Annotated in this window: 30 protein-coding genes; 9 read left to right on the forward strand and 21 right to left on the reverse strand. The window is 68.7% G+C overall.

Annotation, left to right across the window (positions count from 1 at the left end; all coding sequences use genetic code 11):
* The first annotated feature begins 499 nt into the window (after positions 1 to 499).
* Positions 500 to 1,231 (forward strand): LysR family substrate-binding domain-containing protein, encoded by a 732-nt coding sequence (locus ACFWMR_RS01675; protein WP_378376124.1) that lies wholly within the window; start codon positions 500 to 502, stop codon positions 1,229 to 1,231.
* Here ACFWMR_RS01675 and ACFWMR_RS01680 read toward each other — a convergent pair.
* From ACFWMR_RS01680 to ACFWMR_RS01690, 3 genes are all read right to left on the reverse strand, one after another.
* The gene (locus ACFWMR_RS01680) at positions 1,228 to 1,578 is read right to left on the reverse strand and encodes a DUF5997 family protein (RefSeq protein ID WP_093933645.1); all 351 of its coding nucleotides are present in this window, start codon (positions 1,576 to 1,578) and stop codon (positions 1,228 to 1,230) included. The two genes, ACFWMR_RS01675 and ACFWMR_RS01680, sit on opposite strands and share 4 nt — an antisense overlap.
* A 75-nt stretch (positions 1,579 to 1,653) precedes the next feature.
* Complete coding sequence (locus tag ACFWMR_RS01685) at positions 1,654 to 2,679, reverse strand: DUF1648 domain-containing protein (RefSeq protein ID WP_378376125.1); 1,026 nt, start codon at positions 2,677 to 2,679, stop codon at positions 1,654 to 1,656.
* The gene (locus tag ACFWMR_RS01690; RefSeq protein ID WP_093933617.1) at positions 2,676 to 3,071 is read right to left on the reverse strand and encodes a GntR family transcriptional regulator; all 396 of its coding nucleotides are present in this window, start codon (positions 3,069 to 3,071) and stop codon (positions 2,676 to 2,678) included. Before ACFWMR_RS01690 ends, ACFWMR_RS01685 begins: the two co-directional genes overlap by 4 nt.
* A 71-nt stretch (positions 3,072 to 3,142) precedes the next feature.
* Between ACFWMR_RS01690 and ACFWMR_RS01695 the strand changes: the two genes are divergently transcribed.
* Positions 3,143 to 3,505 (forward strand): hypothetical protein, encoded by a 363-nt coding sequence (locus ACFWMR_RS01695; protein ID WP_378376127.1) that lies wholly within the window; start codon positions 3,143 to 3,145, stop codon positions 3,503 to 3,505.
* On the opposite strand, the gene ACFWMR_RS01700 is transcribed toward ACFWMR_RS01695, so the two are convergent.
* A complete protein-coding gene (locus ACFWMR_RS01700; protein WP_093933615.1) occupies positions 3,502 to 3,996 on the reverse strand; it encodes a hypothetical protein in 495 nt (164 codons plus the stop codon). The two genes, ACFWMR_RS01695 and ACFWMR_RS01700, sit on opposite strands and share 4 nt — an antisense overlap.
* Before the next feature lie 213 nt (positions 3,997 to 4,209).
* On the opposite strand from ACFWMR_RS01700, the gene ACFWMR_RS01705 reads away from it, so the two are divergent.
* Positions 4,210 to 5,346 (forward strand): serine hydrolase domain-containing protein, encoded by a 1,137-nt coding sequence (locus ACFWMR_RS01705; RefSeq protein WP_378376129.1) that lies wholly within the window; start codon positions 4,210 to 4,212, stop codon positions 5,344 to 5,346.
* A 94-nt stretch (positions 5,347 to 5,440) separates the two neighbouring features.
* Here ACFWMR_RS01705 and ACFWMR_RS01710 read toward each other — a convergent pair whose 3' ends face one another.
* The 6 genes from ACFWMR_RS01710 to pdhA form a co-directional block, all read right to left on the reverse strand.
* Entirely contained in the window at positions 5,441 to 6,223 is a 783-nt protein-coding gene (locus tag ACFWMR_RS01710) for a PE-PPE domain-containing protein (protein ID WP_378376131.1), read from the reverse strand.
* A gap of 103 nt (positions 6,224 to 6,326) precedes the next feature.
* Positions 6,327 to 6,608: a VOC family protein gene (locus ACFWMR_RS01715; RefSeq protein ID WP_244199624.1), complete on the reverse strand. Its 282-nt coding sequence runs from the start codon at positions 6,606 to 6,608 to the stop codon at positions 6,327 to 6,329.
* Positions 6,508 to 7,896, reverse strand: a complete 1,389-nt coding sequence (locus ACFWMR_RS01720) for an MFS transporter (protein WP_378376132.1) — start codon at positions 7,894 to 7,896, stop codon at positions 6,508 to 6,510. The genes ACFWMR_RS01715 and ACFWMR_RS01720 overlap by 101 nt, the downstream gene beginning before the upstream one ends.
* Positions 7,897 to 7,977: 81 nt before the next feature.
* Positions 7,978 to 9,174, reverse strand: coding sequence for a dihydrolipoamide acetyltransferase family protein (locus ACFWMR_RS01725; protein ID WP_378376134.1), 1,197 nt, complete (start codon positions 9,172 to 9,174; stop codon positions 7,978 to 7,980).
* Complete coding sequence (locus tag ACFWMR_RS01730) at positions 9,167 to 10,165, reverse strand: alpha-ketoacid dehydrogenase subunit beta (protein WP_378376136.1); 999 nt, start codon at positions 10,163 to 10,165, stop codon at positions 9,167 to 9,169. The genes ACFWMR_RS01725 and ACFWMR_RS01730 overlap by 8 nt, the downstream gene beginning before the upstream one ends.
* On the reverse strand, positions 10,165 to 11,262 hold the full coding sequence (gene pdhA / locus ACFWMR_RS01735) for a pyruvate dehydrogenase (acetyl-transferring) E1 component subunit alpha (protein WP_378376138.1): 1,098 nt from the start codon (positions 11,260 to 11,262) through the stop codon (positions 10,165 to 10,167). Before pdhA ends, ACFWMR_RS01730 begins: the two co-directional genes overlap by 1 nt.
* Before the next feature lie 134 nt (positions 11,263 to 11,396).
* Between pdhA and ACFWMR_RS01740 the strand changes: the two genes are divergently transcribed.
* The 3 genes from ACFWMR_RS01740 to ACFWMR_RS01750 all read left to right on the forward strand — a co-directional run bounded on the left by ACFWMR_RS01740 (position 11,397) and on the right by ACFWMR_RS01750 (position 13,689).
* The gene (locus ACFWMR_RS01740; RefSeq protein WP_378376380.1) at positions 11,397 to 11,876 is read left to right on the forward strand and encodes an Lrp/AsnC family transcriptional regulator; all 480 of its coding nucleotides are present in this window, start codon (positions 11,397 to 11,399) and stop codon (positions 11,874 to 11,876) included.
* A gap of 144 nt (positions 11,877 to 12,020) precedes the next feature.
* Positions 12,021 to 12,947, forward strand: a complete 927-nt coding sequence (locus tag ACFWMR_RS01745; RefSeq protein ID WP_378376140.1) for a lysyl endopeptidase — start codon at positions 12,021 to 12,023, stop codon at positions 12,945 to 12,947.
* A gap of 280 nt (positions 12,948 to 13,227) precedes the next feature.
* Complete coding sequence (locus ACFWMR_RS01750) at positions 13,228 to 13,689, forward strand: hypothetical protein (RefSeq protein WP_378376141.1); 462 nt, start codon at positions 13,228 to 13,230, stop codon at positions 13,687 to 13,689.
* Here the strand turns inward: ACFWMR_RS01750 and ACFWMR_RS01755 are convergent.
* Complete coding sequence (locus tag ACFWMR_RS01755; protein WP_378376142.1) at positions 13,646 to 14,821, reverse strand: ROK family transcriptional regulator; 1,176 nt, start codon at positions 14,819 to 14,821, stop codon at positions 13,646 to 13,648. The genes ACFWMR_RS01750 and ACFWMR_RS01755 overlap by 44 nt on opposite strands.
* 96 nt (positions 14,822 to 14,917) lie before the next feature.
* Between ACFWMR_RS01755 and xylA the strand changes: the two genes are divergently transcribed.
* Positions 14,918 to 16,087 (forward strand): xylose isomerase, encoded by a 1,170-nt coding sequence (xylA, locus tag ACFWMR_RS01760; RefSeq protein WP_378274887.1) that lies wholly within the window; start codon positions 14,918 to 14,920, stop codon positions 16,085 to 16,087.
* Here xylA and ACFWMR_RS01765 read toward each other — a convergent pair.
* Both ACFWMR_RS01765 and ACFWMR_RS01770 read right to left on the reverse strand, forming a co-directional pair.
* Positions 16,084 to 17,100: an alpha/beta fold hydrolase gene (locus ACFWMR_RS01765; protein ID WP_378376143.1), complete on the reverse strand. Its 1,017-nt coding sequence runs from the start codon at positions 17,098 to 17,100 to the stop codon at positions 16,084 to 16,086. The two genes, xylA and ACFWMR_RS01765, sit on opposite strands and share 4 nt — an antisense overlap.
* Positions 17,101 to 17,211: 111 nt before the next feature.
* The gene (locus ACFWMR_RS01770; RefSeq protein WP_378376144.1) at positions 17,212 to 17,967 is read right to left on the reverse strand and encodes a thioesterase II family protein; all 756 of its coding nucleotides are present in this window, start codon (positions 17,965 to 17,967) and stop codon (positions 17,212 to 17,214) included.
* Positions 17,968 to 18,129: 162 nt separating this feature from the next.
* Between ACFWMR_RS01770 and ACFWMR_RS01775 the strand changes: the two genes are divergently transcribed.
* Positions 18,130 to 18,507: a hypothetical protein gene (locus ACFWMR_RS01775; protein ID WP_378274884.1), complete on the forward strand. Its 378-nt coding sequence runs from the start codon at positions 18,130 to 18,132 to the stop codon at positions 18,505 to 18,507.
* On the opposite strand, the gene ACFWMR_RS01780 is transcribed toward ACFWMR_RS01775, so the two are convergent.
* On the reverse strand, positions 18,504 to 19,364 hold the full coding sequence (locus tag ACFWMR_RS01780; RefSeq protein WP_378376145.1) for an alpha/beta fold hydrolase: 861 nt from the start codon (positions 19,362 to 19,364) through the stop codon (positions 18,504 to 18,506). The genes ACFWMR_RS01775 and ACFWMR_RS01780 overlap by 4 nt on opposite strands.
* A gap of 57 nt (positions 19,365 to 19,421) precedes the next feature.
* On the opposite strand from ACFWMR_RS01780, the gene ACFWMR_RS01785 reads away from it, so the two are divergent.
* Positions 19,422 to 20,258: a helix-turn-helix domain-containing protein gene (locus ACFWMR_RS01785; RefSeq protein WP_378376147.1), complete on the forward strand. Its 837-nt coding sequence runs from the start codon at positions 19,422 to 19,424 to the stop codon at positions 20,256 to 20,258.
* Here ACFWMR_RS01785 and ACFWMR_RS01790 read toward each other — a convergent pair.
* From ACFWMR_RS01790 to ACFWMR_RS01820, 7 genes are all read right to left on the reverse strand, one after another.
* The gene (locus tag ACFWMR_RS01790) at positions 20,229 to 20,579 is read right to left on the reverse strand and encodes a hypothetical protein (protein WP_378376149.1); all 351 of its coding nucleotides are present in this window, start codon (positions 20,577 to 20,579) and stop codon (positions 20,229 to 20,231) included. The genes ACFWMR_RS01785 and ACFWMR_RS01790 overlap by 30 nt on opposite strands.
* 193 nt (positions 20,580 to 20,772) lie before the next feature.
* Positions 20,773 to 21,096, reverse strand: a complete 324-nt coding sequence (locus ACFWMR_RS01795) for a hypothetical protein (protein ID WP_378376150.1) — start codon at positions 21,094 to 21,096, stop codon at positions 20,773 to 20,775.
* 40 nt (positions 21,097 to 21,136) lie between these two features.
* The gene (locus tag ACFWMR_RS01800) at positions 21,137 to 21,415 is read right to left on the reverse strand and encodes a hypothetical protein (protein WP_378376152.1); all 279 of its coding nucleotides are present in this window, start codon (positions 21,413 to 21,415) and stop codon (positions 21,137 to 21,139) included.
* A gap of 27 nt (positions 21,416 to 21,442) precedes the next feature.
* Complete coding sequence (locus ACFWMR_RS01805) at positions 21,443 to 22,423, reverse strand: peptidoglycan recognition protein family protein (protein ID WP_378376154.1); 981 nt, start codon at positions 22,421 to 22,423, stop codon at positions 21,443 to 21,445.
* Positions 22,423 to 22,710, reverse strand: a complete 288-nt coding sequence (locus ACFWMR_RS01810) for a hypothetical protein (protein WP_378376156.1) — start codon at positions 22,708 to 22,710, stop codon at positions 22,423 to 22,425. Before ACFWMR_RS01810 ends, ACFWMR_RS01805 begins: the two co-directional genes overlap by 1 nt.
* Positions 22,707 to 23,024 carry a hypothetical protein gene (locus tag ACFWMR_RS01815; RefSeq protein WP_378376158.1) on the reverse strand — a complete coding sequence of 106 codons (318 nt, stop codon included), beginning with the start codon at positions 23,022 to 23,024 and terminating at the stop codon, positions 22,707 to 22,709. Before ACFWMR_RS01815 ends, ACFWMR_RS01810 begins: the two co-directional genes overlap by 4 nt.
* Positions 23,025 to 23,039: 15 nt before the next feature.
* Positions 23,040 to 23,708 carry a hypothetical protein gene (locus ACFWMR_RS01820; protein ID WP_378376159.1) on the reverse strand — a complete coding sequence of 223 codons (669 nt, stop codon included), beginning with the start codon at positions 23,706 to 23,708 and terminating at the stop codon, positions 23,040 to 23,042.
* Between the last annotated feature and the right edge of the window lie 26 nt (positions 23,709 to 23,734).

Consider the following 23,734-nt stretch of genomic DNA (forward strand, 5'->3'; position numbering starts at 1 on the left):
GCGGTAAAGAGGGTTAGAACCCTCTTTACCGCTCACGACCCACCGGTAAAACCGGACATATATGCTTCAAGTGGACACACTTCGGTAATCCGGGGTCCTTTGTGGACACCACAGTTCAGGCTCTCAGGTCGTCTGCCCTGTCCGGAGGTCCCGTTCGAATCATCAAGAGCGGCATCGGCCTGCGTTCATTCGACTTTGCCGAGACCCTGACCGTGAAGGTAGTGAAGGAGGCCTTCACGGACTTGCGGATCGCCATGTTCGTCCCAGAAGCACCAGCAGTCACAGCAGTCACGACGCCTCGGCGAAGTACGTGATGGCCCCCTTCACTGCGCTAGGCGCAAGGAAGGGGGCCATCATGTACCGGCGTGCCTGCCTGGGATGTTGTGAAAGTGGCTTTCACAACCTTCAACGTTGCGAAAGTGGCTTTCGCAACGCCGCCGCCTCGTCGGACCGCGCGGGGTCAAGGTGGCGGCGGATCACGCCCGGTAACCTTGCCCCCATGACCGGCCCGGACACCCCCGCCTCCTTCAAACTCGCGTACGCCCCCGGCGTGACGCCCTCGAAGTGGGTCCGGATCTGGGCCGAGCGGTCGCCCGACGTCCCGCTCGACCTCGTCCAGACGACCGCCGCCGACGCCCCGGCGCTCGTCCGGGAGCGCGAGGTGGACGCCGTCCTGCTGCGCCTCCCGATCGACCGCGAGGGCCTGCACGCGATCCCGCTCTACACCGAGACGACCGTCGTGGTCGTCCCCAAGGACCACTTGGTCGCCGCCGCGGACGAGGTCTCCGTCGACGACATCGCCGACGACGTCGTGCTGCATCCGCTCGACGACACGCTGGACTGGGACACCCCGCCCGGGAAACCCGCGCTGGAGCGCCCCGCCACCACGGCGGACGCCATCGAGCTGGTCGCCGCCGGTGTCGGGCTCCTCGTGGTCCCGCAATCCCTCGCGCGGCTGCACCACCGGCGTGACCTGACCTACCGCCCGATCTCCGGCACGCCGGAGTCCGGGGTCGCGTTGTCCTGGCCGGACGAGGAGACCAGCGACCTGATGGAGCAGTTCATCGGGATCGTCCGCGGCCGCACCGTCAACAGCACCCGGGGCAGGCAGCAGGCCCAGGAAAAGCCGGAGAAGAAGACCCCGGCGAAGAGCAACCGCCCCCAGGCAGGCGGCCGGAAGCCGCCGCCCGGGCGGCGTGGCGCTCCCAAGGGCGGGAAACGCCGCCGCTAGCCCTCGCCGCGGGAGGCCTTCACCCGGGCCTCTTCCTTGCGGACCTCGGCCTGGGTCTCGCGCTCCCGCTTCAGCCAGTCGGGGTTCTCGGTCTTGACCGCGTCGATCTGCTCGGTGGTGAGGGCGTCGGTGATCCCGCCCCGCGCGAGGCCGCTGATGGAGATGCCCAGCTTCGCCGCGATGACCGGACGCGGGTGCGGCCCGTTGCGGCGCAGGTCGCGCAGCCATTCGGGCGGTTCGGTCTGCAACGCGTTCAACTCGTCGCGGGAGACGACACCCTCCTGGAACTCCGCCGGGGTGGCTTCGAGGTACACACCCAGCTTCTTCGCCGCTGTCGCGGGCTTCATCGTTTGAGGGGTTTTCTGCGACGTCATTGCCTCAGGGTAACGAGAGGCCCGGGCACCTCCGATCACACCCGGTGATCAGCCTTTCGCCGGGAGGGTCACGACACCGAATCCGGCGAGCACCCCGACGACGGCGACCGCGGCGAGAACCAGCCAGGCCACCGGACGCCCGAGGTTGAGCGTCCAGTAGGTCCCGACCCGCCGGTGCACCAGCAGCGCCGGATCGTTCCGGTTCAGGTAGACCATCCCGGCCGCGTACCAGTGGCGGTCGTCGTCGCGTTGTTCGTACCGGGTTTCGGGTTCGTCGGCGGTGGGGGACAGCCGGTGCCCGGCGTCGCCGGTCCTGACGGAGAAACCGATCCAGGCGATGAAGGCGGCGAGCAGGGGAAGATAGGCCACGATCGTGACCGGCACGGTCGTTTCGACGACCTCCCACAGCTGGAGCGAAACGACGAGCAACGTCGCGTTGGCGCAGCCGGCGGACACCAGCAGCAGGCTGAGCACGCCGTGCAGATACTCCCGATAGCGCGACGCCGACGCGGCAGGCTGCGCGGCGTCGATCTCGGGACGGGCGCGGGAGATCGCGACGGTCAGCAGCGCCACCAGGACGGCGATCAGGGCCTGCGCGAAGACGGTGGAGAAGCTCGTCGTGCCCTTGACCAGGCCGATGACGGCCGTGACCACGGCCAGCAACACCGACGGCGTCAGAAGGATCCACTGTGGACGAACCGGGTCCGAGCGCAGCGAGGTGTCGGCGGCGACAGCCTGCCGTGTCCCGGCGTACCAGCCGCCGTCGCGTTTCGCGACGACGATCGAACGATGCGCCAGGCCGCCGAGCAGCGCGTAGAGCGCGCTGAGACTGGCGATGACGAGGTCGATTCGCGCGGTCCAGCCGGTCAGGACGACGGCGCAGGCGATGACCGCGCCCGCAGCGATACCCCGGTTGTAGCGACGGCGCGCGAGGGCGATGGCGGGCTCGCCGGCGCGCCCGGCGGGAATCCGGACACCGAAGGGAAGCGTGGGCCGAGCCAGTGCGGGGCCCGAGCCGAAGGCGGCCGAGACGAACGCGATCAGGGCCAGGTGCGGCCAAATCGGTCCGGTCATCGCCGCGCGCTCACCGCGAAGGAGTCCAGCACGGTCTCGCACCGGCTCGTCACCTCGCGCGGGCCGAGGCCGAGCGCGACGGCCTCGGCGAGCAGGGTGCGCAGGCGTTCCTGCCACTCGTCCGCGTAGCCGTCCTCCGCCGGACCGGACGACGCGTCCCGCCGGACGACGGCGCCGGTCTTGCGGTTGATCCGGATGAACCCCTGTGTCCGCAACAGGTCGTACGCCTTGTTGACGGTGTGGAAGTTGATCCCGAGATCGGCGCCGAGCTGCCGGGTGGAGGGCAGGGCGGTGCCCTCGGCCAGGGCGCCATCGGCGACGGCTTCGACGATCCGGTCGCGGATCTGCTGGTAGATCGGAACCTCGCTGTCGAGGTCGAGAGTCAGCAACACCCGACAAGGATATCTGCTATACACTTGCTATAACAACTACATCAGCTAGCTATCAGGGGAAGGTGGTCAGGATGGCGACGATCGACATCGCCGACGGCGGCGTGCGAGTGCGGTTCCCGGGTTGGGAGAGGCTGGCCGTGTGGCGCGAGGAAGCGGTCGTGCCGCGGGCGGCGATCAGGGCCGTCGAACTCGTCGACGCGCCGGTGGGGCGGGCGCGGGGAGGCCGGGCCGGAGTACTGGTCAGCGGAGTGCTGAAGGTGGGTTACTGGGGGCTGGGGACAGGAATCCGGCAGCTCGTGTCGGTGCGCAGGGGAGTCCCGGCGCTGCGGATCGCGATCGATCGCGAGGCCGCCGGGCTCCCCTTCGACGAGGTGCTCGTCAGTGCGCGGAACGCGGCGGAACTCGCCGGCGCGCTCGTGCCGAGCAACGTCTAGAGATAGTCGAAGAACCGGTCCCACCACGACGGTGGCCGGTCCGGCGGATAGAGGGCGTCGAATCCGCTGATCCCGGTGTACTTGGTCCATAGCGGGTGTTCGGGGACGGGCAGGTAGCCGAGCGCTTCCAGTTCGTCCTCGACCCGTCTTCGATCCCGCGCCGGGAAGAGCTCCCGCTCCTCGTCTTCGTCGTAGCTGCCCGGATTCCCCAGTGTCACCGCGACGAGCCCGCCGAAGTTGCTGACCGTGACGGTCACCTGGTCCTGCGCGGACGTCGCGCTCGCCGGGATCACGATCCTGCCGAGATGACTGGCGTCCTGGACGTGGCGATCGACCTCGCACGTGCAGTCGAAACGCAGGTCGAGCCGTTCGGACAGCCGCTCGAAGCGCGCCCGCGCGGCCGGTCCGTCGAAGTCGTGGGGCACTTCCCAGTGGCCGGGTTCGTCCAGCTCTCGCAGTAGTGCCCAGGTCTGCTGTTCGTCGAGGGGCATCGTCGCCTCCCGGCCTCGGGTGGTCTAGTCCACTTATCGAACTGACTTTAGCGAGCCGCGTCCCGTGCGGACAATGGTGGGACGAATTCCGGTCCGAAAATATTCGCTCGGGTAGCGCCAGCGCTACCCGGGATCCGGCAGCCTGCACTCCTGACCTTCGTGCCCGATTCGACCAGTGTCGTCGGTGTCGAACCGATCGAGCAAGGAGTACGGATGACAGTACGCAAGGGGGTTGTGGTCCTGACGGTTGCGGGGCTGCTGGGCACCGTGTGGACCACCACGGCGGACGCGGCCCCGGCCAAGGGGCAAGAGCTTCAGAAGAGCCTCGACTCGTTGGTGCGCCAGGAGAAGTTCCCGGCCGCGCTGGCCTCCGTGACCGGCGGGGGCCGTACGACGTCGCTGGTCGCGGGGTCCTCGCGGATCGATCGCCAGGTCCCCGTCCCCCGGGACGGCACGGTCCGGGCGGGCAGCAACACCAAGACGTTCACCGCGGTCGCGGTCTTGCAGCTGGTGGCCGAAGGCAAAGTGGAACTGGACGCGCCGATCGAGAAGTACCTTCCCGGGATCGTGCGTGGGGAGGGCATCGACGCCGGCAAGATCACCATCCGGCACCTCCTCCAGCACACGAGCGGACTGCCGAACTACACCGAGTACCTCGGGCTCGAGGACTTCGAGAAGGTGCAGCACCGGTACGTCCCGAACCACGAACTGCTCGCCGCGGCGCTGAGCCATCCGGCGAAGTTCGCACCCGGAGCCAAGTGGGAGTACAGCAACACCGGCTATCTGCTGGCGGGCATGGTGATCGAGAAGGTGACCGGACGCCCGATCCACGAGCAGATCACCGAACGCGTGATCAAGAAGGCCGGTCTGAAGAACACCTACTGGCCGCTGATCGGCGACCAGACCATCCAGGGGCGGCACCCGCGGGGATACGCCATCGGCAACGCCGCCACCGGCAAGGTGATCGACGCGACCGAGCTGGATCCGTCCTGGGGCGGTGCCGCCGGTCAGCTGATCTCGACGCCGGGCGACCTCGGCAAGTTCTTCCGGGTGCTACTCGAAGGGAAGCTGCTGCCCGCCGCGCAGCTGGCCGAGATGCGCAAGACGGTCGACGCGCCCCTGTTCCCGGGGACGAAGTACGGCCTGGGCCTGATGAGCAACCCGCTCAGCTGCGGAGGGGTGTACTGGGGCCACGGCGGGGACATCCACGGCTTCGAAACACGGGGCGGCGCAACGGAAGACGGCCGCACCGTCGGGCTCGCGGTGACAGCGATGCCAGGAACCTTCGGCGACGCGGAGAAGGGTTCGAAGGCCGTCATGGCCACTGTGGACACTGCCTTCTGCAAGTGAAAGGAGTGCCCGGGCCGGATCTCCGGCCCGGGCGGCTCCGCCGATTCGCTGTCGGCCGGCGATCGGGCGCCGGGCGACACCGGTCTTCAGCCGGTCACGCCACGGGATGCGGCGGACGGCAGTTCTGCCGCGGAAGCGCGTGCGAACCGTTGGTGTACACGCCGTCCGCGATCGTGTCCTCCATGATCGAGCGGTGATCGGTGGGACGGGCCCACTGGTAGCAAAGGTGCTGGGCGAAATACCCGCCGGGTGCTTCGAAGGTGTCGAAGTGACAGACGCCGTCGGTCTCGATGCAGTAGCGGATGTACGGGATACCGCCGAAATCGGTGCGGCCCGGACCGAACGAGACGTAGCCGCCGAACGGCGACGGCGCCCCGGTGCCCGCCGGGAGCACCGCGCTGATCCCGCGTCCGGGCGGACCGACGGGCTGCATCGGGTCGGCGAAGATCTTCGCCCTGAAGCGGGACCTGTCGACGGCCAGTTTCCCGTCGGCGATGTCGTTCAGCACCTTGTTCGCGACCAGTGCGCCCTGCGAGTAGCCGACGACGACGAACTCCGCGCCGGGGTTTTCGTCGAAGGAACTCTGGACGACGCGACGGGCCTCTTCGTGCCCGCGCGCGACGCTCTGGTCCATCGGTGTCTGGTCGCAGTTGGGTGCTCCAGCGGCCCCTGCCGGGTAGTGGACCACCTTCTTGATCCCGCCTCGCAACCAGGCGTCGTTGTAGACGGTCGCGGCTCCGTCGCAGGTGCCGCCGATGAGGATGTAGTAACGCGCCTGGTCGGCCGTCTCGGCCTGGGCAGACGGCGCGATGGCGCCGATCAGCCCGGTGGCCAGTGCGGCCGCCGCCAGGACCCCCCTGAACTTCTTCACATTCATCGTCCCTTCCGTTCGACTACGGTGCGTGTTCGAACGATAGGGATGCGTCATGAAATTTTGATGAAACCCGCCGTCAGGCCCAACGAACTGAGCCGAACGGCGGTCAGTGGGAGAGCACGTTGACCACGTGGCCGCTGGGATCCCGGACGAAGAATCGCCGGACGCCCCACTCCTCGTCGGTCAGTTCGTGCACGATCTCCGCTCCGGAGGCCTTGGCCGCCGCGTACGCCGCGTCGACGTCCTCGACCTCGATCGAGGCGACCGGCACGACGGGCGCCGTCTCGTCATGGGTCATGAGGCTCAGCTGGACCTCCGGCCGGTCCGGATCCGCCAGTGTCACGATCCAGCCGTGGTCCATCACCACCTCGAAGCCGAGAACCCGCACGTAGAAGGCTTTCGTCTGCTCCAGCGTCCGGGTTTCGAGGTCCGTGACCACTCTCTTGATCGACATGCTCCGATCCTGGCACAGGGGTCCGACGCTTTCGGGGGAGCAGGAGTGGCGTCGCGAGCATGAGCACCCCGGCGATGCCGACGGCGGCGCGCGGGCCGGTGAACGCGGCGAGCAGGCCCCACAGCGCGGTCAGGCCCGCGGTGGTGAGCTTCCCGGCGATCGACCAGGCCGACAGCGTGCGTGCCGCGCGGTCGAGGGGCACGAGTTCGAGCCTGCTGGTGGAGAGCACCGGGTTGAACACGCCGATGCAGGTGATCAGCGCGAATTCGACGACGATGACCAGGACCAGCCCCGGAACACCGGGCTGGATGAAGACGAGCCCGACGGGCCAGCAGACACGCAGCCGACCGGTGACGAAGAGGACCCGGTCCCGGCCGTACCGGGCGACGGCACTCCGGGAGAGCCTCGATCCGATCAGGCCGCCCAGACAGGGAACGGCGAAGGCCACGGCGTACTCCCATGGGGCGAAGCCGAGCTGTCCGAGCATCAGCACGGCCATCAGCGGCGCGGTCGCCACGATCAGGCCGTTGACCACGATCGTGTTGACGAACAGGGGCCGCAACAGCGGATGGGTGAGGATGAATCGCCAGCCTTCCCGCAGGTCACGGCCGGTCAGCCGAGGGCCGTCCGGTTTCGCGGGTGGCGGTTCCGCACCGCCGACGGCGCGGATCCCGGCCGCGGAGAGCAGGTAGCTGACCGCGTCGGCCGCGATCGTGATCACCGGTCCGAACAGGCCGACGGCGAACCCGCCGAGCGGCGGGCCGAGTACGGTCGCGGTCCAGGTCGTCGATTCGAACCGGGCGTTCGCGACGAGCAGGTCTTCGCGGGGCAGCAGCGTTTTCAGGAAAGCCCCGCTGGCCGCCAGGAACGTGATGTCGGCCGCCGCGACGACGACCGACACCGCGAGGAGCTGCCCGAAACCGAGCAGCCCCATCGCGTACGCCGCAGGAACGGTCAGCAGCGCGACGCAGCGGATCAGGTCCATCGCGATCATCACCGGCCGCTTGCGGCGGAACTCGACCCAGGGGCCGAGCGGCAGCGCGACCACCGCGCCCACGACGAGACCGGCGGACGCCAGGAGCGAGACCTCGGTGGTGCCCGCGCCCAGCGCCACGATGGCGATCAGGCTGAACGCGTCGAACGCGAACCTCGTACCGAACGCGCTCGCCGCGTATGCCGCCCAAAGCCAGCCGAATCGTCGTCCCAGCGATCTCCCACTCACGCGCGAGATCAAAGCAAGCCGCGACGCGCGAGTCGAACAACGTGTCGTTGGCGGGTCACAACCGCGGGTTGTGCGGCCCGCTCAGAGATCTCCGAGCGCGGTCACCGGCGACTCGACGCAGTCCGCGACGAACCGCAGGAATCCGCCTGCCGTCCCGCCGTCGCACACCCGGTGGTCGAAAGCGAGGGTGAGCTCGCAGATCTTCCGTGCCACCAGCGCGCCGTCGACCACCCAGGCGCGGTCGATGATCCGGCCGATGCCGAGGATCGCCGCCTCCGGGTGATTGATGATCGCGGCGGAGCCGTCGACTCCGAACACGCCGTAGTTGTTCACCGTGAACGTGCCGCCGGTGAGGCCCGCCGGGCCGAGCTTTCCGTCTCTGGCCTGTCCGGTCCGCTCGCCGATCGCCGCCGAAAGCTCCCTTGTGGACAGCGAACCCGCGTCACGGACGACCGGGACGACGAGGCCACGATCGGTCTGCGCCGCGAAGCCGAGGTTGATGTCCCGCAGCTGGACGATTTCGTCGCCCTCGACCCGCGAGTTCAGCTCGGGGTACTTCCGCAGGCCCGCGACGGCGAAGCGCGCGACGAGGCCGAGGAGGCTCACCGGGCGATCCGGTGCCGACGCGTTCAGTGCCTTGCGCGCGGTGACGAGTTCGGTCGCGTCGACGTCGACCCAGACCGTCGCCTCGGGGATCTGGCGCCGCGAGGTGGTCAGCTTGTCGGCGACGGCCTTCCGGACTCCCGTCAGCGGGATCCGGGTCTCGCCGTCTCGCTGCTCGGGAACGGTGAGCGCCGCTTCGACGTCGGCGCGCCGGATGATGCCGCCGGGGCCACTGCCGGTCAGCCTCGTCAGGTCGATCTTGTTGTCCGAGGCCATCTTGCGGACGAACGGCGAGATCACGCCCGGTGCTTTCGACGGCTTCTCGGGAGTGGCCGTGACGACGGTGCGCGTCCGGCGGCGCCTCGTCGTGGTGGTCGTGCCGTAGCCGATGAGGACGTTGCCGCTGCCTTCGCTCGCGGTCGTCACTCCGGGTTCGGTGAACGCGGGTCCGATGGTGAGCAGGGGAGCACCGACCGGCAGCGACTGACCGGGTTCGCCGTGGAGGCGCGTGACGACGCCGGCGAACGGCACCGGCACCTCGACCGCTGCCTTCGCGGTCTCGACTTCCACGACGGGCTGGTCGACTCCCACGGTGTCGCCTTCCGCGACGAGCCAGGCGACGATGGTGCCCTCGGTGAGCCCTTCGCCGAGGTCCGGGAGCAGGAAGTCAGGCACCGGCCACCACCGGTTCGTCGTTCCACTGCAGCCGGGCGACGGTGTCCAGGATCCGGTCGACGTCCGGAAGCTGATGGCGCTCCAGCTTCGGTGGCGGATAAGGGATGTCGAGCCCGGTGACCCGCAGGACGGGCGCGTGCAACTGGTGGAAGCACTGCTCGGTGACCCGCGCGACCACTTCGGCGCCGTAGCCGCCGAACCCGGCGGCCTCGTGGACGACGACCGCGCGCCCGGTACGGCGCACCGAAGCGACGACGGTCTCGTCGTCGAACGGACTCAGTGACCGGAGATCGACCACTTCGACGTCCCAGCCCTCGGCCTTCGCGGCTTCCGCGGTCTCCAGCGCCGTGGCGACCATCGGGCCGTACGCGATCAGCGTGACGTCCTTGCCCTCGCGGCGCACGACCGCGCGGTCCATCGCCACGCCGTTCCTGGTGAAGGACACGGTTTCCTTCGACCAGTAGCGGCATTTGGGTTCGAGGAAGATCACCGGGTCCGGTGAGTCGATCGAATCGCGCAGCAGGTCGTAGGCGTCCTGAGGAGTACCCGGCGTGACGACGCGCAGGCCCGGTGTGTGGGTGTAGTAGGCCTCGCTCGAATCGCAGTGGTGCTCGACGCCGCCGATCCCGCCCGCGTAAGGGATCCGGATGACCATCGGCAGCGACAGCGCGCCGCGGGTGCGGTTCCGGAGCTTCGCGACATGCGAGGTGATCTGCTCGAAAGCGGGGTAGGCGAAGGCGTCGAACTGCATTTCGACCACCGGTCGGAACCCGCCCATCGCCATCCCGACCGCGAAACCGACGATGCCGGACTCCGCCAGCGGCGTGTCGAAACAGCGTTCCTCACCGAAGTCGGTGGTGATGCCGTCGGTCACCCGGAACACGCCGCCGAGCGGGCCGACGTCCTCGCCGAAGATCAGCACGCGATCGTCGTCCTTGACCGCGTCACGCAAGGCGGCGTTGAGCGCCTGTGCCATCGAGATCTCGGTCATCAGCCCTCCACGGCTTCCAGTTCGGCCGCGACCAGCGCGCGCTGAGCGGCCAGTTGGCGGGTCGGAACGGCGTACACGTGCTCGAACAGCGACATCGGATCCGGCTCCACGTCGGCGTTCAGGGTGTCGCGCACCCCGGCCGCGAACGTGTCAGCCTCCGCCCGGAACCGCTCGATATCGTTCTCGGACAACAGGTTCCGGCTGGTCAAGTAGGTTTCGAGGCGGCGGACCGGGTCGGCCGCGCGCCACTTCTCGACTTCGGCCTGGTCGCGGTAGCGGGTGGCGTCGTCGGCGTTGGTGTGCGCGTCGATGCGGTAGGTGTGCGCCTCGACCAGCACCGGCCCGCGACCGGCACGCGCGTGCGCGACGGCGTCGTCCAGCACGGACAGGACCGCGACGGCGTCGTTGCCGTCGACCTGCTCGGAGTGGACGCCGTAGCCGACGCCCTTGTAGGCCAGCGCCGGTGCGGCGCTCTGCTTCTCGAACGGCACCGAGATCGCGAAGCCGTTGTTCTGCACGAAGAACACCACCGGCGCCTTGAACACGGCCGCGAAGTTGAGCGCCTCGTGGAAGTCGCCCTCGCTGGTGGCACCGTCACCGATGAGCGCGAACGCGACGGCGTCTTCGCCGCGGCGCTGCATCGCGTGGGCGAGCCCGGCCGCGTGGAGGGTCTGGGTGGCCAGCGGGGTGCACTGCGGTGCGACACGGGTCTTGGCGGGGTCGTAGCCACAGTGCGCGTCGCCGCGAAGCAGCGTCAGGATCTCGCCCGGTTCGAGCCCGCGGGCGACCAGCGCGACCGAGTCGCGGTAGGTGGGGAAGAGCCAGTCGGCTTCGGTGAGCGCCAGCGCGCTCGCGACCTGGCAGGCCTCCTGGCCGGCGCTCGACGGGTAAACCGCGAGACGGCCCTGTTTGGTCAGCGCGGTCGCTTGCGCGTCGAACCGGCGGCCGAGCACCATCAGCCGGTAGGCCTCGACGAGCCGGTCGGACGGCGGCTCGGCGTAGCCGCCGTGCTCGTCGACGCGCGTGCCGTCCTCGGCGAGGAACCGCACCGGGATTCCGGACGGCAGCAACGCGGCGGCATGGGTCTCACGCGACATGCGCAGCACCACCTTTCGCAGACATATGATGCTGAGATGGTGGTTTCCGAAGTCCTGGTGTTCAAGAGGCAGGCGAAATGAGCGACAAACTGTCCGAAGAATCGGTTCAGTCGAGCCAAACGTCCAACAGTGGCGTGGCTCACGCGGCGGATCCGGGACGAACGGTCCTTGCCCTCGACGACATCGACCGCGCGATCCTCGCCGAACTGTCCGCCGACGGCAGGCTCGCGATCCGCGCGCTGGCGGAACGACTGCACATCTCGCGCACCAACGCCTACGCGCGGCTCGACAGGCTGATGTCCGAAGGCGTCATCACCGGCTTCCACGCCCGGATCGACCCGCGCCGGGCCGGGCTGGGGACGAGCGCGTACATCCTGATCACCGTGGAGCAGACGTCCTGGCGCACGATGTCCGCCGAGCTGCGGGAGATCCCGTTCGTCGAGCACGTGTCACTGGTCGGTGGCGATTTCGACATCCTGCTGCTGGTGCGGACGCCGGACAACGCGTCGCTGCGGGACGTCGTCCTGGAACGGCTTCAGGCGCTGGACGGCGTGCGGTCGACCCGGACCTGGCTGATCTTCGAGGAACAGCAGGGCGGCGGCGCCCGCATTTAGTCCTCTGAATGCGGTCGTTACACCACGGTCGTCCTGATGGCGTGAGCTGAATGGTCTATTCCACCGGACAGGTCACCGAACAAACCTGGCTTCGCCGTTGGAAAATCTCATACTCTCCGAGTCGGGCCGAAGGGAGCTGACCTGATGAGGTGGACCTGGGTGCGTGCGACGGTGGCCATGGTGGTCGCCGCGGCGAGTCTCGCGATCGTCCCGACGGGTCGGCCGAGTGCCGCCGAAGCCCCGGCGACCCCCGCCGCGGCCGGGCGATCCGCGATCTACGGCGGGGGACCGTTCTATCAGGACGGACAGGGCGTCATGGACACCCTGCGCTCGTCCGGTTTCACCACGGTCATCCTGTGGAGCATCCACGTCCACGACAACGGCGATCTGTACTACAACGACCACCTGGTGGTCGCAGGCGGCCGGTACGTCGGCGACGCCGGCTGGCCCGCGCGGCTGCGGACACTGAAGCAGGCGCCGACGTCGGTCAACCGCATCGAGGTCTCGGTCGGCGCCTGGGGAACGCCGGACTGGGAAGCCATCGACAAGCTGATCACCCGCGACGGCACCGGCAGCGGCACGATCCTGTACCGCAACTTCCAGGCATTGAAGAACGCCACCGGCGCGGACGCGATCAACAACGACGACGAAGCGCACTACGACGTCGACTCCACCGTCACCTTCGCGCGGATGGCGAACGCCATGGGCTACCGGAACTTCACCCTCGCGCCGTACGCCGCGGTTTCGTACTGGCAGGGCGTGAAGAACGGCCTCGGCGCCTTGGTCGATCGCGTGTACTTGCAGGCCTACGCGGGCGGGAGCGGCAACAACCCGGCGACGTGGTCGCGGTCGCTCGGCATGCCGGTGGATCCGGGACTGTGGAGCAAGAATGGCTCCGGCTGCTCGTCGGGAGACTCGCCCGCGCAAGTGGAGAGCAAGATGCGGTCGTGGAAGTCGTCCGCGGGGATCCCCGGCGGCTTCATGTGGTTGTACGACGACATGAAGAAGTGCTCGGCGCAGGGCACGGCCGCCGACTACGCACGGGCGATCAACACCGCCACCACCAGCTGACCCCTTGCCGCGCCAGTGGGTCCCGGGCGACGTTCCGCAGACGTCGCCCGGGACCCTGTAACGCTCTCCGCCTTCTCGCCGAATACAGGCGGGTCCCATGGCGGAGGCGGAGGAATCGTGGCGCGTGTCCTGCTCCTGAGGTCGGCGGACGGGTGGCCGTGCTGACCGAGAGGCATCGCCGACCACTCCATTCGGGTGGTAACGGTTCGGCATTAGATGTATCTGATCTACTCCCCATTGACACCTTCCTACGATCGCGGCGACTGGGTGGAGGAATGCGGTGACGGTGGAGGGCGCGGGTCAGGACTACCTGACACGGCAGATCGGGGCACTGCTCGAAGCGATTCGCGAGGAGGGGCCGGTCGGCGAGGGCAGACGCAGCTTCCGGCTCGCCGGGCATCTCGCCGCGGAGGGCGGTTTCCACCTCGGCGACATCCTCGCCGCGACAGCGCACTTGCTGGCCGTCCACGCGTGGAACAACGGCTACCTCGCCGCGGCGGAGCTGCTGACGCGCCGCATGCGGGAGTTCGGTGCCGAGTCGGTGGAGCTGGTGCAGCACCTCGTGCGGCTGGAGACCGGGAGCGAGCAGGGGTGGCTTCCGCTGGCGGACCGGGAGGCCCTCATCGACTACGCGCGGCGCGTCGAGCGACCCGATATCGAACAGCGGGCGCAGGCGATCGCGCCGTTGCTGCCTGACGTCAACGACCCGGAACGTCCTGATCGGATGGCCAGTGAGTCGTGAGATGGTGCTCGGGATCAGCGAGGATGCCGCGGATCACCGAGCCGGCCGCGCCACGTACGGCGGCGCCAGTGCCGAGAGCCGATCGGATCACCCGCACCGGCGACCATGCCGTGCTGGGCACGCGGCGCTCGAGTTCGGCGAGGAGTGGCTCACGAAGCCACGGCTCGAGTCGCGCGTACGTTCCGCCTAGCACCACGGCCGGAACGTCCATCAGATTGACCACAGTGGACAGTCCGACGCCGAGGTGCCCGGCGGCCGTGGTGACCGCTGCCAGGGCTGCGCTGTCACCGGATTCCAGCGCGGAGATCAGGGCGTCCACGGTTTCGGTGCCCGCCAGCCGCAGGATCTCCTCCTGCCCGGCCATGCGTTCCAGGCAGCCGTTCGCGCCGCAGGAACACGGCGGACCGCCGGGCGCGACCGGCAGGTGGCCGATCTCGCCGCCCGCACCCCGGACGCCCTCGAACAGCGCGCGGTCGAGCACGATTCCCGCGCCGATCCCGATCTCCCCGGACACGTGGACGAAATCCGGCAACTCCGAACCGTGCCAAAGTTCGGCGAGAGCGGCGAAGTTGGCTTCGTTGGCGACGGTGAAGGTGCCGCCGAGCCGGTCCGCGAGGTCGACGTCGCGCCAGCCCAGGTTGGGGGCGAGCCGCACGAGACCGGATTCGACCAGCCCGGGGACCGCGATGCCGACACCGCCGACGGGCACACCCAGTTCCTCCGCCTGTTTCCTCGCCCGGCGCAGGAACGCCGACACGCGCTGGAAGACGCGCGAGGTCCGGTTGTCCGCGTACCGGACCTCTTCCGCCCGGACGGCGCCGGTCAGATCGACCAGGCAGGACGCCAGGTAGTCGACGCCGATCTCGATGCCGAGTCCGTGCGGGCCGGTGGGGGAGAGGGAGACGACGGTGCCGCGCCGTCCGGGCCCGACCCGCTGTTCCGGCTCGCCTTCGGCCACGAGATCGGCCGCGATCAAGCGGTCGACCACGCTCGACACGGTGGCTTTCGTGAGCCCGGTGGCGGCGGCGAGACCTGCCCGTGAAGTGCCGGGGCCGTCCGCGATCGCGCGCAGGACGAGGGCGGCGTTGTGCTGCCGCACGGTGTGCTGTCCAGCCGGGCGCGTGCCGATCATCGCGCGATTGTATTCGTTCGATGCCTGAACGAAAGGCTTGACCCGCCGCCGGACGCGTCGATAAGTTCAGGCATCAAACTAATTGGTGGAGGCGAGATGGCTCAGGCACCGACGCGTGAGGACAAGTTCAGCTTCGGGTTGTGGACCGTGGGCTGGCAGGCGAACGACATGTTCGGTCCGGCGAGCCGGGGACCGCTCGACCCGGTCGAAGCCGTGCACCGGCTCTCGGAACTCGGCGCCTGGGGCATCACCTTCCACGACGACGACCTCGTCCCGTTCGGCTCGGCCGACGCGGAACGCGCGCGGCACCTGAAGCGCTTCCAGGGCGCGCTCGCCGAGACCGGACTCGTCGTGCCGATGGTGACCACGAACCTGTTCAGTCACCCCGTCTTCAAGGACGGCGGCCTGACCAGCAACGATCGCGACGTCCGCCGCTACGCGCTGCGGAAGGTGCTGCGAAACCTGGACCTCGCGGCGGAGCTCGGCGCGTCGACCTTCGTGCTCTGGGGCGGTCGCGAAGGCAGTGAGACCGACGCCGCCAAGGACGTCCGCGCGGCGATGGACCGCTACCGCGAGGGCATCGACTTCCTCGCGCAGTACGTCATCGACCAGGGCTACGGCCTTCGCCTCGCGCTCGAACCGAAGCCGAACGAACCGCGCGGCGACATCCTGCTGCCGACCGTCGGGCACGCGCTCGCGTTCATCTCCACGCTGGACAACCACGAGATCGTCGGCGTGAACCCGGAGGTCGGGCACGAGCAGATGGCCGGGCTCAACATCGTCCACGGCATCGGGCAGGCCCTGTGGCAGGGCAAGCTGTTCCACATCGACCTCAACGGCCAGCGCGGTCCGCGGTTCGACCAGGACCTCGTGTTCGGGCACGGCGACGTGCTCTCGTCCTTCTTCCTGGTCGACCTGCTGGAGAACGGCGGCTACGACGGGCCGCGCCACTTCGACTACAAGCCGCTGCGCACGGAGAACATGGACGGCGTCTGGGCCAGCGCCGAGGCCAATATGGCCAGTTACCTGCTGTTCGCCGAACGCTCGCGGGCCTTCCGTGCCGATCCCGAGGTGCGGGCCGCACTCGAAGCCGCCCTCGTCCCGGAATTGGCGACGCCGACGCTCAACGAGGGAGAGACGGCCGCGGATCTGCTGGCGGACCGGTCGGCGTTCGAGGACTTCGACCCGGACAAGGCGGCGGAACGCGGGTACGGGTTCATCCGTCTGTCGCAGCTGGCCCTCGAACACCTCACCGGTGGTCGCTAGAACTTGTCGACGTCGATGACCGCTTTGGCGAACTCCGCCGGCGCCTCTTGCGGCACATTGTGGCCGATCCCGTTCAGGATCCGGTGTTCGTACTTGCCGGAGAACTTCGACCGGTAGGCCTTGCCGTCGGTGTTCGGGCCGTCGAAGTCGCTGCCGATCGTGATGGTGGGCACCGAAACCGACGGCCCCTGCGCGAGTTTCTGTTCGAGGGCGTCGAGTTTCGGGTCGCCGTCGGCGAGACTGAGCCGCCAGCGGTAGTTGTGGATCACGATGGCCACGTGGTCCGGATTGTCGAAACAGGCCGCCGAACGGTCGTAGGTCGCGTCGTCGAAGGTCCACTTCGGCGACGCGATCTTCCAGATCAGCTTGTTGAAATCGTGGCGGTTCTTCGTGTAGCCGAGGATCCCGCGCTCGGTGGCGAAGTAGTACTGGTACCACCAGCCGAGTTCGGCGGCCGGGGAGAGCGGCTCCTTGTTCGTCTCCCGGTTGGTGACCAGGTAGCCGCTCACCGAGACGAGCGCCTTGCATCGCTCGGGCCACAGCGCGGCGATGATCACGGCCGTGCGGGCACCCCAGTCGAAGCCGCCGAAGACGGCCTTCTCGATCTTGAGGGCGTCCAGCAGCGCGACGACGTCGGCGGCGATCGCGGACTGCTGGCCGTTGCGGAAAGTGTCCTTCGACAGGAACCGGGTGGGCCCGTAGCCCCGCAGGAACGGCACGATCACCCGGTACCCGGCCGCGACCAGGCGCGGGGTGACGTCGACGTAGCTGTGGATGTCGTAGGGCCAGCCGTGCAGGAGGACGACCACCGGACCGTCGGCGGGACCGGCTTCGGCGTACCCGATGCTCAGTTCCCCGGCGTCGATCTGCTTGAGGGGGCCGAACGAGGTGTTCCCGCCGGTGGTGGCAGGTGCCGCCGCCGGGGCTGCCGCGGGCTGGGCCGAGCAGCCCGCCACAGTGGCTCCCGCTGACGCGGCGATGACGGCCTGTGCGAACCTTCTCCTGCTGAGCATCCTGATTCCTCCCGCGTAACGCCTGGTACGGGATGAAATTAGGGGCGCGGTGCGGGACGCGGCGACCGTCGGACGACGTCACCGCTGTACGTCATCCGGCTGGGACGCAACCTAGGCGACGTCCGGCTGGACGTCGAGGAAGGCGGCTTCCAGCCGGTGGATCCGGCCCCAGAACTCGATCTCCCGGCCGGATTCGAGTACGCCGAGATACCCGCCGGGGACGACCCGGCCCACGAACGGACCGGACGTCCACACCCGCCAGCCGCCCGTGGCGTCGTCGCCCGAGGCGGACGCCGGATCGTCGGTGCCGCGCATCGCCGCGAGCGGGCACGCGAGCCGTGTCCTGGCGGGCCCGCGGTAGGCGTTCACCAGCTGGAGATCGCCGAGCAGCAGGTCGAGCGCGTACTCCCAGCTCTCGGGCGAGTCGCGGTAGCCCGCGACGGGGGTGAGCCCCGTGCGGCCGAACACCCGCCCCATGGCCGACGCGCCCGCCTTGGCGTTCTTGTCCGGCGAGCGCCGTTGAGGAGCACACGCGTCCACGACGATCAGCGCACCCGGGGAGACGCCCAGCCGCTGCGCCGTTTCCAGAGCGACGAAGGCACCCATTCCGAAACCGATCGTCACGGTGCGGGAAAACCAGTCCTTCGACGTCGCACCGGCCAGAAGCGTGGCGAGTTCCTCGATCGACGATGCCGGCGGCTCTGCGAGCTGGTCCCCGTGCCCGGGATATTCGACGCCCCAGACGTCCGCACCGGCTGTTCCGGCGAGCGGACCGAACGCCCGGACTGTCCCGCCGGCGGGCGGAAGCAGCAGGTGGGGGCGGCCACGACCGTCCGATGTGGACAGTTTGGCGAGAATGGCCGTCATGATCCGAAAGATACGCGTCGTTAACCCGAATGGGGTAACGGTTTGGAATCGACCAAGATCGACTCACCCGGCAGGGGGAGGTATTTCGCGAAACGCCGCCCGGCCGTGTCGTATCTGGCGCTCCCCGATCGACGTCCTGATAAGAGCCGGAAGGAGAAAGCGATGAACACCACGACACTGGCCTCTATCACGCGGCTGAACCCGGTGAGCCGCACTCTGCCGGTTCTGCTGGCGATGGAGGACGACGCGGAAGACGTCGGCCGCCTGTCCCCGGACGACCGGATGACCTGTCACGTGCACGGCCGCTGGATCCACCAGTGCGTCGCCTCCCCGATGCACGTCAACCCGATCACCCGGCATCGGTGGTGCCGTTCCTGCGCGATCGCGCTGACCGTTTCGGTCGACGAACTGTCCGGCACCGTCACGATGTCCTGCCCCGGGTGCGGCCATGGCGAAAGCGCGGCCTCGGACCGGCTGATCGTCGCGTGCCAGGCCAGCCTGGCCGCCGCGCGTGCGCAGGCCGCCGCACGGGTGGCCTAAGCGACCCACTTGAGGACGCGGTCGACGATCCGGTCGCGATCCTCCGGCCGCAGGTAGAGGTAGTGGCCCGCGTCGGGCAGGATTTCGACGTCGGCCTGGGGGAGCAGACTTTCCAGCCGTGCCGCGGCGTCGGCCGAATCGTGCACGGCGCTTCGCCCGCCGAACAAGGCGAGCGTGGGGACTTCGAGGGACCGCAACGCCTCTTCGCCCGGGCAGACCTGGAACGGCACTCGTGCCCGATAACACCGGATCCCGGCGAGAATCAGCCGGGCGGCGGGCTGGTCGAGAATGTCCTCCCCAGCGGACCACGTCACGAAACGCCGCCACAGGCGTTCGCTGTCGAATACGGCGGCGGGCAGGCCGTACCAGAACACTTTCCGCGCGAACGGTGCCGAAACGGTCGTCGGGTCCAGGAGCCCGATGGACGCCAGCCTGCCGGGAAAGTGGATCGCCTGATTGACCGCGTGCCAGCCCCCGGTCGAGCCGCCCACGATGTGTACCTCGGACAGACCCAGGTGTTCGAAGACGTCGTCGAGAGCGCTGGCGCGGTCGCGGATGTCCTCGAACGGCGCCTTCTGCACGCTTCCGCCCGCCTCGCCGAGAGTGTCGATCGCGTAGATCGTGTGCCGCTCGGCCAGGGCCGGAAGCAGTGCCGCGTAACAGGCTGAAGTCGCCATGAGTCCTGGAAGCAGGACGATCGGCGGGCCGTCGCCGTAGCGGTAGACGCGAGTGATGCCATGGTGTGTCCTGATGTCGAAGACCTCGCCCGGCTCCGGGCATTCGGCCATGGCTCGGTCGTAGGCGGCGAAGTAACGCTTCTCGGCCGCGGGACTTCTGAAGCTCCCGATCTTGTTCATGGATGGAACGCTAGGCAGAGTCACGTTCCCGGTCTTGAACGAAAGTAAGATGACCGCATGGGCGGGTGGGGTCTCGTGGTGCCGCGACGGGACATCGTCCGCGCGCCCGGTGAACGGGTTCTCCGGTCGCCGCATCCCGGCCTCGCTGCCCACGTCTCGAGTTACGTCGCGCACGACCTGCCCGACGCCGGGCCGACTTCGTGGCAGATCACTCCGTTGTCCGTCCTGATCTGGGTGATCGACCTCGAAGTCCCGAGCCGTCCGGACGGGGAAGGCGCGATCCCGGAATCACCCGTACTGGGATTGCGGGACAGGCCGCTGCTCGCGGAGCAAGGTGGGGTCTCGCGAGGGATCGCCGTCGCCCTGACGCCTCTCGGTGCGTACGGATTGTTCGGGATCCCGTTACGCGAGTTGACGAATTCGGCGATCGCGGCGGCCGACCTGATGCCGTCCGGGCCGCTGACCGAACGGCTCGCGGAGGCGGCGGACTGGCCGGAGAGGTTCCGACTGCTGGACGAGTACCTGATTTCGAGGCTCGCTCGCGGTCCCGAACTCGCGCCGGCGGTCCGGTTCGCGTGGGACCGGCTCGCGGCGGGCCCGGTCCGTATCGACGCCCTCGCGGAGGAGATCGGCTGGAGCAGGCAGCATCTCAATACCCGCTTCCGCGAGCAGATCGGCCTGAATCCCAGCATCGTCGGGCGGATCACCCGGCTCAACCGCGTGATGGCGCTGGTGAACCGGGCGTCGTCCCTCTCCTGGGCGGGGGTGGCGCACCTGGGCGGCTACAGCGACCAGGCGCACCTCATCCGCGAGTTCCGCGCTTTGACCGGGTGCAGTCCGACCGAGGTCGGGAAACCGGCCGGACTATTTGTTCCGCCAGGTCACGGCGCGTGAATCGGCGCTTTCGTACGGCTGGGTCGTGTACGCCAGCGACGCGATCGGGTCCGACGCGACGCCGAAGTGCAGACGGCAGGACTCGAAGACCGCCCCCTTGACCGAAAAGTCCTTCGGCGCGAAGTTCTGGTCCTCGCAGCCGGTGACGTCGGTCTTCCCCATGCCGAGGAGTGAACCCGGCCAGCCGCCGCTCTTGGTCTTGGCGGTGAGGATCGGCGCGGTCACTTCGGCGAGGTTGGTGCCGTCGACGTTCGTCAGCTTCTCGTGGACGAAGAAGAAGTTCTTGACCGCTTGGGGCGTAACGGAGCATAGCGGAGCCAACCGGGGACAAGGCCACCCCCTGTTTCGATCAGAGCGGGGCGCAACGGAGCGCAACGGAGCGTAGTGGAGAGCGCGAAAGACATGGGTAATCCATGGATTCGATCCCAAAAGGACAGACGCTCTCAGCGCGCTGATGATGCGCGAAAACGCCCCCACCTGACCGTGCTCGACGCACAGACGGTGGGGGCGTTCGTCAGCTTCGGCGGCGTCGCGCCTTCGCTGTGCTGGCGTCGTCCACGGCATCTTCGGGCGACTCGGCCTGTTCTACTTCGGACTCCGGCCCGGGAGGCGGCGGCTCGACGTGAACGTCGCTCGCGCTGATCGGGCCATCCGGTGCCTGGAACATCGCGACGATCCCCGCCTCCGCCGGCATGTCCGGCGACGGCGGCCCGGATCGCCACGCGGGGTTGGTCGGGTGCGCGGGATTGAACCGCGGATCGGCCGGATGGCGCTCGACCTGGTTCCCGGCGGCATCGATCTCGACCTCGGCGGTCGTGTCCTCTTTCTGCTCGCTCACAGCGGGCTCCTTCCTCTACGGTTCCGATCGACGGTGCGCCTCAGGACGCCGGCGTGAGGGTCTGACCGCTGTCGTTGCGCGGCTCAGCCACCGGTGTGACCAGCGGCTCCACCTTCCGCCGGATGCCGAACGCGGCCAGCAACGGCGACACCGTCGTCACCAGCGCGCCGATCGCGACCAGCGTGACGTTCAGGGCGTTCGCCTGGTCCTGCGTGATGAACCCGACCACGACCGCCACACCCACCAGACCGGACAGCCCAGCGAACCAGCCGCCTGTCCTGGCGCTCTCAGCCGCGAGCGGGTACCGAACTTCGTCCATCGCTTCCTCCAACTCGTACTTGATCGTTTACAGCAGAGCGCGCGGCACGATCTGAACCGCGAACTTCCCGTTGGTCGAATAGCTGGTGGCAATCCGCGTGGTGCCCGCCGGGATGTCGTACTGCTGAGGCTTGTTCCGTTCCGCGCGGCGATCGTCACGACCAGGAATCGTGGATTGCCCGCCGCCCATGCCCCCGCCGCTGCTGGTTCCCCAGCAGTACACGGGCGGTTCCGGCTTGGAATTGCCGAAGAACACGGCCAGGTCGGTCAGCGGGATGACGTTCAGGACGGCCGCGGCGCCGGTGTGCACCAGCTGAAGTTGCTCAGCGCCGCCGTCCTTGGTCGGCCCCAGGATCAAAGGTTCCATCATGTACTCCTCGTGCTGCTCGTTCCGCTTTTTCGGCGGCTCTGGAGGCTGCGCAGGCTTCGAGCCACCGCCACTGCCACCACCAGCCATCGCCAGGGCGGCGTGCTGTCGCATCCAGCCGTCGCTGATCCCGGTCGGGTCCGGCTTCCGGCCAGCCGGGATCGCGCACGTTCGGTGGCTCACGTAGCGCTCGACGCCGCGGGTCATGTACTTCAGCAGCGCCCCGGTGAGCTTCGGGTAGCAATCGAGCTGGGCGTCCGACCAGGTGCCGCTGCCGTCGCTCTCGGCCTCGATTCCCACGAACTCGTCGTTGAGGTCGACGAACACGACACGGCCTTGCGAGTCAACGAAACGTGACGCGCCCGCGTGGTACGCCAGCCCAGCAGCGACCACGTAGATCGTTCCGGTCTTGCCGAGCCCGAGGTTGCACAGCGGTCCCAGGAGGTTGCTGCGGCCGTTCGTGACGACGTTCAGGCTGGGGTAGTCGCCAGGTGCAGACCTGGGTGTACCTGTGTGGTGCCCGACGACGCCCTCGACAAGCCGCATGCCGCCGTGTCCGCGGCTGCGCCAGCCCGGGATCTCGACGACCGGATAGCCGGTGCTGCGCGCTGCGTCGGCGAGCCAAGGGATATATAGCGCCATCAGCCCTCCTCGAGTTCGTCGTAGGCACCAGCGACCACGGCTGTGTCGGGCGCGTTCGGGTCGGCGATCCGGCCGGCGAGCGCGGCCTGCGCCTCGGCGACGGTCTTCGGCGGCTGTCGTTCGGCGTCCCAGCCCTCTGCGTCCCACTCCTCCCGGGTGCGGATCGGCGCGGCGTCCGGATCGCTCGGGTCGTGCACGACAGCGCCCTCGAGAAGCGCGGCCTGCGCCGCCCAGTCCTCGGAGCTGGCGCCGACGAACGCGGCGCGCTGCGGGTCGAAATCGGTCATGACCCCACCACCTCGCTGGTGCCGTCCCACACGAACTCGCCGACCGGCAGGTGCATGCGGCAGGTCACGCAGTAGGTGGCGCCGTAGAAGTGCGGGTCCGTCGCGTACGTCTCGGCGATCGCCTGGGTCATCGTGGTGACGGACTGACAGGGCTGTTCGCCGCGTGTATGGACGTAGGAGCGGCGTAGCGGCCGGACGAAGCCCTTCGCGCGTTCCTCGTCCGAGAGGACCAGGTAGGCGGCGGCCTGGTCAGTGGGCATGCTGTCGACGCCGCGTGTGAGCCGCGGGTCGCTCGGATCTTCTGTTGTGGGCACCGTGGTTCCCTCCGGTCAGATGGTGGGGAGCGGCAGCACCGGCGTGCTGGATGACGCCGGCGGCGGGTAGGTAGCGACGACGCACTGGTAGGTGTCCGCGGCGCCGCCGTTCTCCAGACGAAGCCGCAGCTGCATGAAGCTGCCGCCGAGCGGGCAGAGGACGTCGGGGTTGTCGCGTACGTACTGGGCGAATGCCTCCTGGATCTGCTCGACTGTCGGCGGATCTCCCTTGTCGCCCTTCTCCCCGCGGTCACCTTTCTCACCTTTCGAGCCGTCCGCGCCCGGGATACCGCTCGTACCGGTCTCGCCCATCTCGCCCTTCGGCGGCGGATTCGTCGTGAAGTAGCCCGCCAGCGCCGACGAGATCTGGCCCGGCGTTGGCTGCGCGGGAGTGATCGGGTGCTCGGCGACGTACCGCGCGATCGCCGCGCCGAGCTCCGCAGCGGTCGGCTGTGGATCCGGCAAGGACGCCAGAACCCGCGCGGCCGCGGCGGACACGATCACGTCGGTGTCCGAGGTGGTCCCCGGCACTGGGATCGGAACCTGCGGCTGACCCCGCTGCGCCAGCTCGGCGTTCGCGCGATCGCCGGACACCTTCGCCTCCTGCGCCTGCTGCAGCCGCGTAACGTCCGCGTCGGTCGCCGCGACTCTGCCGTAGAGGTTGCTGACCAAGACGCCGCCCACCAGAACGATCAGGGCTGTAACGAACG

This window comes from Amycolatopsis thailandensis, assembly GCF_042723255.1.
GTDB classification, from domain to species: Bacteria; Actinomycetota; Actinomycetes; order Mycobacteriales; family Pseudonocardiaceae; genus Amycolatopsis; species Amycolatopsis thailandensis.

What these genes read in the sequence shown, in the direction of transcription:
- ACFWMR_RS01695 (WP_378376127.1), top strand. Translation starts at nt 3,143, where the DNA reads ATGGCGACGATCGACATCGCCGACGGCGGCGTGCGAGTGCGGTTCCCG.
- ACFWMR_RS01810 (WP_378376156.1), bottom strand. Translation starts at nt 22,710, where the DNA reads ATGACCGATTTCGACCCGCAGCGCGCCGCGTTCGTCGGCGCCAGCTCC.
- ACFWMR_RS01805 (WP_378376154.1), bottom strand. Translation starts at nt 22,423, where the DNA reads ATGGCGCTATATATCCCTTGGCTCGCCGACGCAGCGCGCAGCACCGGC.
- ACFWMR_RS01745 (WP_378376140.1), top strand. Translation starts at nt 12,021, where the DNA reads ATGAGGTGGACCTGGGTGCGTGCGACGGTGGCCATGGTGGTCGCCGCG.
- ACFWMR_RS01675 (WP_378376124.1), top strand. Translation starts at nt 500, where the DNA reads ATGACCGGCCCGGACACCCCCGCCTCCTTCAAACTCGCGTACGCCCCC.
- ACFWMR_RS01800 (WP_378376152.1), bottom strand. Translation starts at nt 21,415, where the DNA reads ATGGACGAAGTTCGGTACCCGCTCGCGGCTGAGAGCGCCAGGACAGGC.
- ACFWMR_RS01705 (WP_378376129.1), top strand. Translation starts at nt 4,210, where the DNA reads ATGACAGTACGCAAGGGGGTTGTGGTCCTGACGGTTGCGGGGCTGCTG.
- ACFWMR_RS01685 (WP_378376125.1), bottom strand. Translation starts at nt 2,679, where the DNA reads ATGACCGGACCGATTTGGCCGCACCTGGCCCTGATCGCGTTCGTCTCG.
- ACFWMR_RS01710 (WP_378376131.1), bottom strand. Translation starts at nt 6,223, where the DNA reads ATGAATGTGAAGAAGTTCAGGGGGGTCCTGGCGGCGGCCGCACTGGCC.
- ACFWMR_RS01680 (WP_093933645.1), bottom strand. Translation starts at nt 1,578, where the DNA reads ATGAAGCCCGCGACAGCGGCGAAGAAGCTGGGTGTGTACCTCGAAGCC.
- ACFWMR_RS01785 (WP_378376147.1), top strand. Translation starts at nt 19,422, where the DNA reads ATGGGCGGGTGGGGTCTCGTGGTGCCGCGACGGGACATCGTCCGCGCG.
- pdhA (WP_378376138.1), bottom strand. Translation starts at nt 11,262, where the DNA reads ATGTCGCGTGAGACCCATGCCGCCGCGTTGCTGCCGTCCGGAATCCCG.
- ACFWMR_RS01700 (WP_093933615.1), bottom strand. Translation starts at nt 3,996, where the DNA reads ATGCCCCTCGACGAACAGCAGACCTGGGCACTACTGCGAGAGCTGGAC.
- xylA (WP_378274887.1), top strand. Translation starts at nt 14,918, where the DNA reads ATGGCTCAGGCACCGACGCGTGAGGACAAGTTCAGCTTCGGGTTGTGG.
- ACFWMR_RS01730 (WP_378376136.1), bottom strand. Translation starts at nt 10,165, where the DNA reads ATGACCGAGATCTCGATGGCACAGGCGCTCAACGCCGCCTTGCGTGAC.
- ACFWMR_RS01755 (WP_378376142.1), bottom strand. Translation starts at nt 14,821, where the DNA reads ATGATCGGCACGCGCCCGGCTGGACAGCACACCGTGCGGCAGCACAAC.
- ACFWMR_RS01770 (WP_378376144.1), bottom strand. Translation starts at nt 17,967, where the DNA reads ATGACGGCCATTCTCGCCAAACTGTCCACATCGGACGGTCGTGGCCGC.
- ACFWMR_RS01775 (WP_378274884.1), top strand. Translation starts at nt 18,130, where the DNA reads ATGAACACCACGACACTGGCCTCTATCACGCGGCTGAACCCGGTGAGC.
- ACFWMR_RS01765 (WP_378376143.1), bottom strand. Translation starts at nt 17,100, where the DNA reads ATGCTCAGCAGGAGAAGGTTCGCACAGGCCGTCATCGCCGCGTCAGCG.
- ACFWMR_RS01780 (WP_378376145.1), bottom strand. Translation starts at nt 19,364, where the DNA reads ATGAACAAGATCGGGAGCTTCAGAAGTCCCGCGGCCGAGAAGCGTTAC.